Here is a 13799-nt window from a genome sequence, read left to right as displayed (position 1 = left end):
AAGGAACCATTAGTTTTTTTCCATTGTTGATTCGCTTACATCATCCAACGGTAAATGATTAATCGAAACTGGTACTCCATCAATCTTTGTATTAATTTCAGTTGAACCATTTGAAGTTCTAGTGGCTATACGATATTCATCTAAAATAACATCATGAGCATTACGATGATCAGTATAAATACGTAACATTTGATCTTCAGAATTGATTTTAACAAAACTAGCTAATAGATTTGGCCGTGTTTTTAAGTCTTTTAATACTTTGATTCCTTTACGTGCTCTAGAGGTAACTGGAACATCATTTGTTTTAATCTTTTTAAAATTACCATCTTGAAAAACAATCCCTAATTCTGAACTATCACTAACAATTTGGGAATTTATAACAGTATCATCTGATCCTAAGTTAATTGATTTAACCCCAGTAGTTTTTGGTCCACTAGTAGAAACTTCGTCCAAGTTATAACGTAATGCTAAACCATGTTCTGTCATGATAATTACTTCGTTATCATGACTATTTTCAAGATATTCGACATTAACAACTTTTTGCGAAGCATCTTTTAATTTTTCATAGACAGCAGCTCTACTTTTGTAAGTTCTACTGGGCAATAACTTTGTAAATTCAGTTTGTTTGATATGTCCAGCATTAGTGGTAATAACAAAATTTCCAGATTGATTAAGATTTGGAAAATCAAATACTGCAATAACACTTTCATTAGCATCTAATCCATTTAATTGAGAAATATGTTCTCCAGTATCTTTCCATTTAACATCTTCAATTTCAAAAACAGGCCGATAAATTAAGTTCCCTCCGTCAGTAAAAATATAAATAGAATCTCGTGTACTCAATTGTTTAATGAAAATTGGATAATCTTCGTTTTTTAACCCATTATCTGATAGTTCAGATGCTTTGTACGAACGTAAACTACTTCGTTTTAAATAACCATCTTTAGAAACCATTACAACTACCTGTTCATCAGGAACAGTGACCTTTTTGCTAACATTCAGATTTTGAATTTCAGCTTCAATACTTGAACGACGCGGACTTCGATATTCCTTAGCAATGTCAGATAGCTCTCTACTTAAAACACGATTGAGTTCTTTAGGATTATCCAAAATTGATTCAAATTTAGCAATTTGACTTGCTAAATCAGCGTTCTCTTTTTTTAACTTGGTAACATCCGTATTAGTCAGACGATATAACTGTAAGGCAACAATTGCATCAGCTTGTTTTTCAGTAAACTCATACTCCTTAACCAAGTTATCGCGGGCATCTTTTCGAGTAGAACTGGCACGAATCGTTTTAATTACTTCATCTAAAATAGATAATGCTTTAATTAGTCCTTCAACAATATGTTGACGTTCCTTCGCTTTATTTAAATCAAATTCAGTTCTCTTAGTTAAGACATTTCGCTGATAATCTAAATAGGTTACCAAAATATCCTTTAAGGATAAACGTTCAGGACGCATTTTTTTTATTGCGACCACGTTGAAATTATAAGAAATTTGTAAATCAGTATTTTTATATAAATAATTTAAGATTCCTTGAACATCAGCATTACGTTTTAATTCGATAGAAATCATCAATCCTGATCGATCAGAATCATCTCTCACTTCTGCAATTCCATCAATTTTTTTGTTCAACCGAATTTCATCAATCTGTTTAACCAGTTGTGATTTATTAACTTCATATGGAATTTCAACCACTTGAACAAGTTTCTTACCGCCACGCATTTCAGAAATAGAACTTCGAGAACGAATCATAACTCTTCCATGACCGGTTTCGTAGGCTTGTTTAATTCCATCAATTCCTTGAATGATTCCACCGGTTGGAAAGTCAGGTCCCTTAATAAATTGCATTAAATCAGCAAGGGTGGCTTCAGGATTACTTTGCAAGTAAATTAATGCGTCAATTACTTCACCTAAATTATGAGGTGGTATTTCTGTAGCATATCCAGCAGAAATACCAGTAGCGCCATTAATCAACAGATTAGGAATTCTTGATGGTAGCACAGTTGGTTCATATTCTGTGTCATCAAAATTTAAAACCCAATCAACTGTTCCTTTATCAATATCTCGCAGCATTTCGCCTGCAATTTTACTTAATCGTGCTTCAGTATAACGCATTGCAGCGGGCGGATCGCCATCCATTGATCCATTATTACCATGCATATCAATTAATGGTTCTCTTAATTTCCATGATTGGCTCATTCTAACCATAGCATCATAGATTGAACTATCACCATGCGGATGAAAGTTTCCCATTACATTACCAACAGATTTAGCTGCTTTTCTAAATCCCTTGTCATATGTATTACCATCTTTATTCATAGAATACATAATTCGTCTTTGAACAGGTTTTAATCCATCACGAATATCAGGTAAAGCTCTTTCTTGAATAATAGCTTTAGAATAACGACTAAATCGTTCATCCATTACAGATGCAAGCGATAAATCTTTAATTTCTGATTTTTTTACCAAAAAATTCACCTCCCATTAACTATTAGTTTTATCTAAAATACTTCCTTCATCGCCAAGCGTAAATTGCACATTATTTTCAATCCAATTTCTTCTAGGCTCAACTTTATTACCCATTAACGTTGAAACTTGTCTCTCAGCAATAACTGCATCATCAATTTGTACTCTAATCAGAGTGCGATGTTCAGGGTTCATTGTTGTTTCCCATAATTGATCGGCATTCATTTCTCCAAGACCTTTGAATCGTTGTAAGGTCATTCCCTTGGGAAAATCTTTTCTAAGGTTATCTAACTCTTCATTAGTCCACGCATATTCAATCTTAGCTTTTTTTCCTTTACCTTCTTGTAGTTTATAAAGTGGGGGAAGAGCTACATATACTTTTCCAGCTTCAATCATGGGACGCATATATTTATAAAAAAAGGTTAATAATAAAATCTGAATATGAGCTCCATCATCATCAGCATCAGTCATAATAATAATTTTGTCATAATTAGCATCTTTTAAAATGAACTCATTACCTAAGCCAGCTCCAACTGTATACATAATGGTACTAATTTCTTCATTTTTCAAAATATCAGCAGTGCTAGCTTTCTCAGTGTTTAAAACTTTCCCCCGAAGTGGCAAAATAGCTTGATGTTTTCGATCTCGACCTTGCTTAGCAGAGCCACCAGCGGAATCACCCTCAACCAAAAAAAGTTCATTTTTACTAGTATCTTTTGATTGTGCGGGGGTTAATTTTCCTGATAATAATCGTTCACGTTTCTTTTTCTTTTTACCATGGCGAGTTTCATCACGAGCTTTTTTAGCTGCCTCACGAGCTTTACGGGCTTTTAGAGCCTTTTGTACTAATGTATTAGCAAAGTCGCCATTTTCCATTAAAAAATATAACAATTGTTCCGAAACAACACTATCAACAATGGATCTAGCTTCTGGTGTTCCTAGTTTTTCTTTAGTTTGCCCCTCAAATTGAAGGGCTTCTTCAGGGACACGAAGAGCAATTACAGCTGTCAAACCCTCACGAACATCATTACCATCTAAATTTTTATCTTTTTCTTTTAAAAGACCAACTTTTCTGGCATATTCATTAAATGCTTTCGTCCAACCACTTCTAAAACCAGCTTCGTGGGAACCACCATCTTTAGTTCTAACATTATTGACAAAAGAAAGCATATTCTCAGTATAGCCATCATTATATTGACTAGCTACTTCAACTTCAATGCCATCTTTTTTACCATCAAAATAAAGTACATTTCCTAATGTACTCTTGCCTTCATTTAAGTATTCAACAAATTCTTTTATTCCGTCATTATACTTAAAAATTTCTTGTTTTTCTTTACCAGGTCGTTCATCTATTAGAGATATTTTAACTCCCTTTAAAAGAAATGCAGACTCACGTAATCTCACAGCTAAGGTATCAAAATTATATACAGTAGTGGTAAAAATTTCCGGATCAGGCTTAAAAGTAATTAATGTTCCGTTAGATTTTTGAGTTTTTCCCAAATCACGTAATGTTCCAACTGGATTACCGCCATTTTCAAAATCTTCTTGGTATAATTCATGATCTCTCACAATTTGAACGGTTAGCTGTTTTGATAAAGCATTTACGACACTTGAGCCAACCCCATGTAACCCTCCAGAGGTTTTATATCCACCTTGACCAAATTTTCCTCCAGCATGTAAAACAGTCAAAATAACTTCTGGAGTGGGTTTACCTGATGAATGCATTCCAACTGGCATTCCTCTACCATGATCTTCAACAGTAACGCTATCATCTTCATGAATTGTTACATTTATCTCGTCACCGTAACCTGCAATTGCTTCATCGACCGCATTATCAACTATTTCATAAACCAAATGATGTAATCCTCTAGCATCGGTTGAACCAATATACATTCCGGGACGTTTTCGAACTGCTTCTAATCCATGTAAAACCTGAATGGAAGAAGCATCATATTTTTGTGAATTATTTTGTTTCGTCATTTCGCAAAGCTCCTTTTTGTCCAATATTTATAATAACTGATTTAAAAATGATTGCAAACACTCATTGAATTAACAATGATTACCAATATTCAACTGTTTTATTCTTTAATTTAATGCTAAAATTATTTTTGTTAATTAATTAATAAAACCTGGAGGAAAAATGATTAAGTTAGTATCTCTTTTAATTATTGCTTATCTTTTAGGATCAATACCAAGTGGTATCTGGATTGGAAAATTATTTTTTCATGTTGATATCAGAAGACATGGTTCTAAAAATATCGGAGCAACTAACACTTTTCGAGTATTAGGGCCGCTAGCTGGAACTATTGTAACCATCTTAGATATTGGGAAAGGCTATCTTGCAACATGGTTGCCAACACAATTTGGAATAAGTTCATGGTATCCACTTATTTTTGGTGTGGCAGCCGTATTAGGACACACATTTTCTATCTTTGATCACTTTAAAGGTGGAAAAGCTGTTGCTACAAGTGCTGGAATGTTAATGGCATATAATTTTGGCTTTTTTTGGATCGCCGCTGCTGCTTTTGCCATCTGTATTTTTGTAACTAGTATGGTTAGTTTGGGAAGTATGCTTGGTTTTGTCATAATTGTGATTGCAGCCTACTTCACACATGATACAGCTTTAACTATTTTAGCATTTGTATTAACAATATTTATTTTTTACAGGCACCGTAATAACATTAAAAAAATCATTCATGGACAAGAAAATATCGTTCCCTTTGGTTTATATTATTGGTATTTAAAATACTTAAAAAACCATTAAATAATAGTTGCTGTTTTGACCGCGAAGAAAACCTCTCAAATTAATTACTAAATTGAGAGGTTTTTATTTAAAAATTTATAAATTTAATTCATTTCTAAAAGAATTTAATTGTAAACTTAGCATAGAAATCTTCCCCACAGCGTAATCTACTAATATCTTTTTTATCCTTAATAAATCCAGTACTTCCTTCTGAATCAGCAATTCCCCACCATGGTTCAACACAAACAAAATCCGACTTTTGTGGATACGTTGACCACAATCCAAAGTATTGATTATTATAAGCTGTAACCGCAACTCCATGTTTTCCTTTGTTAGAAGTAATTTTAAAAGTCGTCTTTTTGTTTTTAGAAACATCAAATATTTTCGCGTCTTCAGCAAATAAATGATGACTAATTTGAAGTGGATCAGTAAATCCTGCTTTATTTTGTACATTGTCAGTTGTTAATCCATCTTTATTTAAACTAACCAATGAATACTGATAATCTGGAATAATCGTAACCAAATAGTCATCAAATGATTCTTTCTCGGGGCACAAAGGAACTCTAAAACCGGGATGAGCTCCAATTGAAAAATACATTGAATGATGATCTTCATTTTTAACCAACATATCAACACTTAAATCATTACCTTTTAAAATATAGGTTACATATAATTTAAATTTAAAGGGATAATGAAGCTTAATTTCATCATTTGGTTGTAATAAAAACACAACTTTTGTATCCGTATGTTCCACAACTTCAAATTCACTATCACGGGCAAATCCATGTTGATACATTTTATAAACTGTTCCATCATAATTGTATTCATCATTTTGTAGTCTTCCTACAATTGGGAACAAAATTGGTGCATGTCGCTTCCAATGGTGAGGATCGGCATTCCATATATACTCAAGGAGTTCATCATTAGTAACTGAAATTATCTCAGCACCTTTTTCGTCGATTTTCACATTTAATTGATTATTTTTTAAAATTACCGTCATCTAAATCTCCCCAAAGTGAAATATAATTTCCTAAATAAAAATATTGAGTATGTTTCTGACTAAAACTTAAGTATATTTACTATTCTATCTTATTTTACTCCTATTAGAAAAGTTAAATTATTAATAAGTATTAATCAGTTTTTAACTTTACTACTTAGAAGATCGTTTAAAAAATTGTTGATAATTTTTTAATAATTTCGCTTTGGTAACATGTGTATAAATTTGTGTGCTTGAAAGATTAGCATGACCCAATAATTCTTGAACTGTTCTTAAATCTGCTCCATTATTTAGCATTTCTGTAGCAAATGTATGACGAAGCATATGTGGATGAATGCTACTATTCATCCCACTTTTTTTCATGATTTTATCCAAAATATATTCAATACCACGACTAGTTAAATGATCTCCATGATAATCAATAAATAAATAATTATGTTCCTTTTGATATTTTTTCATAATTGGCTTACGAGCATTATCCAAATAGTCACGAATGGCATTATTAGCATAACTCCCGAAAGGAATGTAACGTTCCTTATTTCCTTTACCAAGAACTAACATCATATTATTATCTAAATCCACGTGATTAGTTGTTAAATTCGCACATTCACTTACTCGTAGTCCTGAACCATATAAAACTTCTAAAATAGCTAAATCACGTTTTGCTAAACTAATATTTTTATTTTTTTTAGCTGTTTGAAATAGCTTTTCTAATTCTTTTTCATAAAAAAAACGCGGAAGATGATTCAAATGTTTTTTTATATGAACATATGAAAAAGGATTATCTGAGGCCAGTTCATTATTAATTAAGAAATTATAAAAAGAACGTAAAGAAGAAGTTTTTCTTGAAACTGTATTGTTATTATCGCCAAGATCATGCAAATGACCTAAAAAAACTTCAACATCAAAACTGTCAACTTTTCTAAAAGCTTTAGGTTCTCCTGAGGCAATTAAAAACTGATCAAATTCAAAAATATCATCATGGTAAGCACGAGCAGTATCTTTAGAATATTGTCTTTCATTAACAATATATTTAATAAATAAATCGATTAGACTCTGATTATCTCTTTTCATTATTTTCCTCAATATCTTAAAAAGACTGCTCACTAGAACAGTCTTTTTTATTATTTAATTACATCTTCTTCATAATCACCTTCAGGACAAATAACTTGCCAGCCACCACGAACTTTTTTATTAACTAAGAAATGACCACATTTAGGGCAATCTCTACCAACTGGTTTATCCCAAGAAACAAAATCACAATCAGGATATCGAGAACAACCATAAAAAATACGCTTACGTTTAGTTTTTCTTTCAATAACTTGTCCTTCATGACATTTAGGACAACTAACCCCAATTTCTTTTACAATAGTTTGAGTATTTCTACAATCAGGGAAACGGGAACAAGCAAAAAACTTCCCATATTTTCCCATTTTAACTACCATTGGAGATCCACATATTTCACAATCAAAACCTGCTAATGGTTCTTTAATCTGAACGTCTTCCATTTCTTTTTCTGCATAAGTAACTTCCTTGGAAAAAGGCTGATAAAATTGATTAACTACTGCAACCCATTTACGTTTTTCTTCTTCAATTTCGTCCAATTTACCTTCAATATCAGCGGTAAAATCTACGTTAACAATATCTGGAAAATATTCTTCAATCAAAGTGTTGACAATCTCACCTAATTCAGTTGGTACAAAACGTCGAGCATCAAGTTTTACATAATAACGTTTTTGAATCGTCATTAAAGTTGGAGCATAAGTTGATGGTCTTCCGACACCATTTTCTTCTAAGGTTTTAATTAATGCTGCTTCAGTATATCTAGCTGGAGGTTGAGTAAAATGCTGGTCTGGATTATTAGTATCTAATTTAACAACATCACCTTTTTTTAATTCTGGTAAAATATTGTCTTTTTCTTTTCCAGCAGAATAAACTTTTAAATATCCTTCAAACTTCATTTTTGATCCATTGGCACGATAATCAACTCCATTTTGTTCAATGGTAACTGTTTCTGTATCAACTACCGCTGGAGTCATTTGACTAGCTATAAACCGGGACCAAATTAAAGAGTACAATCTAAATTGATCCTTTGTCAGGTATTTTTCAATACTTTTAGGTGTCCTAAAGGCTGAAGTTGGACGCACAGCTTCATGAGCATCTTGTGAACCTTCAGGTAATTTACCTTTTTTAGGATGATTAGCAGCATATTCTGGTCCATATTCCTTGTGCAAAAACTCAGCAGCTTCATGCTTAGCAATTGAAGAAATTCGAGTAGAGTCTGTACGCATATAGGTAATTAAACCCTGACTACCTTCTTTTCCAACATTAATGCCTTCGTAAAGTTGTTGAGCCGCCATCATGGTTCTACCAGTTTTATAATGCAATTTTTTATTAGCATCTTGTTGCATCGTACTAGTAGTAAATGGAAGCGGAGGTTGTCGTTTCTTTTCCCTTTTTTTCACGTCATTAATTTTAAAATCACCTTTAGGATCAAGTCGTTTTAAAATATCTTGGACGTCATCATTATTACTTAATTTCTTTTTTTTACCATTTAAACCATGAAAATTAGCCTTAAATTTTGAACGTCCTTTTTTAAACACTGAATCAATTGTCCAGTATTCTTCAGGATTAAAAGCTTTAATTTCTCTTTCACGTTGAATAACAATCCATAATGCAACTGATTGAACACGTCCTGCACTTAATCCTTTTTTTACTTTTTTCCACAAAATTGGGGAAATTGAATATCCTACTAGGCGATCAACAATTCTTCGAGCTTGTTGTGCATTTACCAAGTTCATATCAATTGTTCTAGGATGCTTAAAGGCATCTTTAACAGTATCTTTAGTGATTTCGTTAAAAGTAACTCGATTTTTATCAGTAACGTCTAAATTTAATACATGCGCAACATGCCATGCAATTGCTTCCCCTTCACGATCAGGATCAGAAGCCAAGAAGATTTCTTTGGATTTTTTTGCTTCTGCTTTTAACATTTTAATTGTATCGCCCTTACCACGAATTGAAATATAATCAGGTTTATAATCATCTGAAATATCTACACCCATTCGACTTTTAGGTAAATCACGAATATGACCTTTACTAGCAATAACATTATAAGTACGTCCTAAATACTTACTAATTGTTTTAGCTTTTGCCGGAGATTCAACAATTACTAATTTCTTTTTGGCATTACGTTTTTTTCGTTTAGTTGTTTTTTTCTTAGTTGGTTTTAAAGTTGTAGCACTTGTGGCCATTAATTCATCCCTCATAAATTTTCTACATATATAATGCGTAAAAATCCGTTTAAATTCTAACACATCATATTGCAGTTTTTTTACGCTGTCAAATAACAACTCTGCCTAACAGATCTCGTTCATCTAAACAAGGCTGGCCTCCAGCGGCAATCAATTCGTTTGCTCCAGTTGAATAATAACTATCAATATTACCAGGAATTGCTAGAACTTCACGATTTTCTCGTAATGCTAAACTCGCAGTGATTAAGCTACCGGATTTTTCTCGTGCTTCTACAACTAATAATTTTTGACTTAATCCAGCAATAATTCGATTTCTCTCCACGAAATGAAATTTTCTCGGACCATCACCTAAGCCATATTCAGATAATACTAATTGCGCAGACATTAATTGTTGCTGCAGTCTTTGATTAGAATATGGATAATAACAATCTAATCCCGTCCCTAAAACTGCAATTGTTTTACCTTGGTTTGCCAAGGTAATTTGATGACTCAATGTATCAACCCCAGCAGCTAAACCAGAAACAACCACAAAATAATTAGTTACTTTGTAAGTAATCGCTTTTTTCATAGCAGAAATCGCATACTTAGAACATTTTCGTGATCCAACCACTCCAAGCATTGATCTTTTGGTTAAAATATTAATGTCTCCTGCATAAAATAAAATAATCGGTGGAAGATAGATTTCTTTCAATTGTTTTGGGTAACTATTATCTAAAATTGAAATCCAATTTTGCTGTTGATTATTTTTTACTAGTTTATCCAATTCAGAACTTGAAAAATTAATTTTAAAGCTTCGCGTTCTCAACCGATTTTCACTTAATAAATGACAAATCTTTTCACATAAAACTGCAAGTGATAAATTTGATATTTCATATTGCTTAATCCAGTCATAGACTAAATTTTCTCCCTTAAGACCAATTCCAGAACATAATTTAATTCTTAGTAATAATTCTCTTTTATTCATAAATAACACTCCATCTTTTTAGACAGATACGTGTTTTATGATTTTAAATTTTTGACTGGTGCAAAACTTTTTCGATGAATTGGAGTTGCTCCAAATGTCTGTAAAGCAGCCAAATGTTGCTTAGTTCCATATCCATCATTTTTTTCAAATCCATATTCTGAATATTTTTGACTATATTTAATCATTAAATCATCTCGAGTTACCTTAGCAATAATACTAGCAGCCGCAACACTAATTGATTTTGTATCTCCTTTAATCAATCTTGTTTGCTGTATGTCAATATCAATTGGCATTGCATCTACAATAATATGTTCTGGAGTTATAGAAAGTCCCTCGATAGCTTGTTTCATTGCAATTTTGGTTGCTTCATAGATATTAACATCATCAATAACTTGGTTTGAAATCTTAGCACAGTTGTAACTCAATGCTTCTTGCTTTATCAATGGAAATAAATCACGACGTTGTTGATCCGTTAACTTTTTTGAATCATTTACTGCAATAACATCAAAATCTTTAGGAATAATAACTGCTCCAGACACTACCGGGCCTGCTAAAGGACCTCTTCCAACCTCGTCTACCCCAGCAATATAAGTTACGCCTTTTTCCCAAATCATAGTTTCATAACGAAATCGTTCATGAAATGTATTAATTTTTTTCTCATTTTTAATGATTCTATTAGATGCTTTTCGAACAATAGTTTGAACCCCTTTACGGGGATCATTTTTATATAACAAAAAAAGCGGGTCTGATAAGTTATTAACCCGCTTAAATTGTTTAGCAATTTCTGTGATTTTCATGAATATTATTCCTTAATAAGTTCACTGGGTTCATCAAGTGTGTAACGACCTAATTTACCCTTACGAATATCATTAATGATTCGATCAGAAGCGCGGTCATAATCATCACGCATGCCAATTTTTTCAGTTATTTTCAATAATAAATCTGGATTATTCAAATCTAAGTCAGAATTAGTTAAATGATATCTTTTAATAATCTCATCTGGATGGTGCTTTTTAAAAAAATCTAAAGCAAAAAGAGCAACATCATCGCTATGGTAAGATTTTTCTCGAATTGCCCCTGTCAATGCTAGCTTTTCTGCAATCTCTTGACTTTGAAACTTAGGCCACAAAATACCAGGTGTATCGAGTAATTCCAAACGTCCATTAGATGTGAGCCATTGTTGCCCCTTAGTAACCCCAGGACGATTTCCAACTGGAGCAGAACGTCTATTAATTAATTGATTTAATAAAGTTGATTTACCAACGTTTGGAACACCAACACAAATCGCTTTGATCGACTTGCGTTCAACCCCTTTTTCATTTTTAGCACGTAATTTATCTTTTAAAATTTCTCTAGCCGCACTTTCAATTTTCTTTCTAACACCATTAACTTTAGAATCAATTGAAATTGCATCGATACCTTGACTTTTGAAATATGAAATCCATCTATTAGTTAAATCAGGATCAGCCAAATCAGACTTAGTTAATATCATCAAACGGGGCTTATCTTTACTAATTCTTTTTACCTCAGGATTAATAGAAGTATATGGAATACGAGCATCAACTAATTCAAAGACAATATCGACTAACACGGTGTTTTCTTCAAATTGTCTGATTGCTTTTGCCATATGTCCAGGAAACCATTGAATATTACTTTTCATTTTGAAAACTCCCTAATCAAGGTAAGCTAAATATTTTTGCCACGCATCATCAAAAATCGTCATAGATGGCAAATATCCAGCATTCTCTTCTAAATATTTAGATAATTTTTGGAAATCATTTTCATGTTTTGGAAAGGTCTGATCGAAAAAAGCATTATTAGCAAACTGTGCAATTTCATCGTAGCTATCAGGATTTCTTTCTGTCATTAAATATTCATAAAAACTTTTACGCACAATTACTCCTTCTAATTTTCCTTACGTTTAAAAATATCAAATTGATGAGGATATTCTGAATTGTTTTTTCCTGGAATTTCTTTTATTTTTTCAAATTTTGAATAATCAATTGGAACCATTTTTGTATCTCCATCAACTTCTTTATCAATAGATGTACGATACAATAAACTCACATATGGAAGTAAAGATTCATAAACTTGTCTTCCACCCACAACAAAAATAATATCGTTTACATAGTTATTTGCATATTGCAAAAAAGATTTCTCATCATCAAATATTTTTACATTTGATGGAAATTGTTTTGGATTACGATGAGTTAAAACTAAATTTTTACGATGTGGCAATGGTCTTCCAAAACTTTTATAAGTAGTATAACCTGCTAAAATTTGATGATTTAACGTTTGATCTTTAAAAAATTTCATATCATCGGGAATATTCCACGGTAATTTCCCATTTTTTCCAATCACATGATTCTTTGCTTCTGCCCATATATAAGCTAACATTAATTTCTCCTATACTGCGACTGACCCTTTAATAGGCTTATGGTGATGATAATTTTCAATTTTAATATCATCAATATTATAATCAAAAATACTTTTTTTGTCTGGATTTAACCATAATTTAGGTGCTTGATATGGTTTTCTAGTTAATTGTTTTTTAATTTGTTCAATATGATTTAAATAAATATGTGCATCACCCAAAGTATGGATAAAATATCCAGGTTTTAATCCACATTCCTTTGCAATTAAGTTAGTTAATAGAGCATAACTAGCAATATTAAATGGAACTCCCAAAAATACATCTGCACTTCGTTGATATAATTGGCAGCTTAACTTGCCATTATTTACATAAAATTGAAACATGGTATGACATGGTGGCAATGCAACATTATCCACATCTTCTGGATTCCAAGCAGTCACAATCATTCGCCTTGAATCTGGATTATTTTTAATCGTATGAATGACACTTTCAATTTGGTCAATAGTATTACCTGTACTAGTTTTCCAATTTCTCCATTGGCTTCCATAAACTAGCCCAAGATCTCCATATTTAGAAGCAAATTTTTTATTATCAAGTATTTTTTCACAAAATATTTGTTTTTGTTTTAAATATTCTTTTTTGAATTTTAAATCATTTTGAGCACGTAATCCAAAATCTGTCATATCCGGTCCATGATAATCTTGAGAATTAACCCATTTTTTAAATGCCCACTCGTCCCAAATATGATTATTATTTTGCAACAAATAACGAATATTGGTATCACCCCGTAAAAACCAGAGAAGTTCACTTTTAATTAATCTAAACGGAACATTCTTAGTAGTTAATAAGGGAAAGCCTTCAGATAAATCAAAACGCATCTGATAACCAAAATAACTAATTGTTCCGGTTCCAGTCCGATCTTCTTTTTTTTGACCATTTTCCAAGATAAATTTTGCTAAATTCAGATATGCGTCTTCTAGCATATTAACTCCTTT

General features: G+C 32.0%; 12 protein-coding genes. 1 reads left to right on the top strand and 11 read right to left on the bottom strand.

The genetic code is table 11. The features are described 5' to 3' along the window. Positions 1-9: 9 nt before the first annotated feature. Together parC and parE are read right to left on the bottom strand one after the other, a co-directional pair. The gene (parC, locus tag AC0GLR_RS03255; RefSeq protein ID WP_495605412.1) at positions 10-2430 is read right to left on the bottom strand and encodes a DNA topoisomerase IV subunit A; all 2421 of its coding nucleotides are present in this window, start codon (positions 2428-2430) and stop codon (positions 10-12) included. Between the two features lie 60 nt (positions 2431-2490). Next, complete coding sequence (gene parE, locus AC0GLR_RS03250; RefSeq protein WP_495605337.1) at positions 2491-4452, bottom strand: DNA topoisomerase IV subunit B; 1962 nt, start codon at positions 4450-4452, stop codon at positions 2491-2493. 160 nt (positions 4453-4612) lie between these two features. On the opposite strand from parE, the gene plsY reads away from it, so the two are divergent. Continuing rightward, complete coding sequence (gene plsY, locus AC0GLR_RS03245) at positions 4613-5236, top strand: glycerol-3-phosphate 1-O-acyltransferase PlsY (protein WP_495605336.1); 624 nt, start codon at positions 4613-4615, stop codon at positions 5234-5236. 94 nt (positions 5237-5330) lie between these two features. On the opposite strand, the gene AC0GLR_RS03240 is transcribed toward plsY, so the two are convergent. The 9 genes from AC0GLR_RS03240 to AC0GLR_RS03200 form a co-directional block, all read right to left on the bottom strand. Beyond that, a complete protein-coding gene (locus AC0GLR_RS03240) occupies positions 5331-6215 on the bottom strand; it encodes an aldose 1-epimerase family protein (RefSeq protein WP_495605335.1) in 885 nt (294 codons plus the stop codon). 150 nt (positions 6216-6365) lie between these two features. After that, the gene (xerC, locus tag AC0GLR_RS03235) at positions 6366-7286 is read right to left on the bottom strand and encodes a tyrosine recombinase XerC (RefSeq protein ID WP_495605334.1); all 921 of its coding nucleotides are present in this window, start codon (positions 7284-7286) and stop codon (positions 6366-6368) included. A gap of 50 nt (positions 7287-7336) precedes the next feature. Next, the gene (gene topA, locus AC0GLR_RS03230) at positions 7337-9466 is read right to left on the bottom strand and encodes a type I DNA topoisomerase (RefSeq protein WP_495605333.1); all 2130 of its coding nucleotides are present in this window, start codon (positions 9464-9466) and stop codon (positions 7337-7339) included. Positions 9467-9554: 88 nt separating this feature from the next. Further along, entirely contained in the window at positions 9555-10430 is an 876-nt protein-coding gene (gene dprA, locus AC0GLR_RS03225; RefSeq protein ID WP_495605332.1) for a DNA-processing protein DprA, read from the bottom strand. A 35-nt stretch (positions 10431-10465) separates the two neighbouring features. Further along, complete coding sequence (gene rnhB, locus AC0GLR_RS03220; RefSeq protein ID WP_495605331.1) at positions 10466-11227, bottom strand: ribonuclease HII; 762 nt, start codon at positions 11225-11227, stop codon at positions 10466-10468. Positions 11228-11232: 5 nt separating this feature from the next. Beyond that, entirely contained in the window at positions 11233-12090 is an 858-nt protein-coding gene (ylqF, locus tag AC0GLR_RS03215; protein ID WP_495605330.1) for a ribosome biogenesis GTPase YlqF, read from the bottom strand. A gap of 12 nt (positions 12091-12102) precedes the next feature. Beyond that, positions 12103-12324: a YozE family protein gene (locus tag AC0GLR_RS03210; protein WP_495605329.1), complete on the bottom strand. Its 222-nt coding sequence runs from the start codon at positions 12322-12324 to the stop codon at positions 12103-12105. Positions 12325-12335: 11 nt separating this feature from the next. Further along, positions 12336-12827, bottom strand: coding sequence for a dihydrofolate reductase (locus AC0GLR_RS03205; protein ID WP_495605328.1), 492 nt, complete (start codon positions 12825-12827; stop codon positions 12336-12338). A 9-nt stretch (positions 12828-12836) separates the two neighbouring features. Then, positions 12837-13787 (bottom strand): thymidylate synthase, encoded by a 951-nt coding sequence (locus AC0GLR_RS03200; protein ID WP_495605327.1) that lies wholly within the window; start codon positions 13785-13787, stop codon positions 12837-12839. Positions 13788-13799 lie beyond the last annotated feature (12 nt).

The organism is Fructilactobacillus sp. YLN 2412 (assembly GCF_059488745.1).
This window is presented reverse-complemented; position numbering and strand designations above follow the sequence as displayed.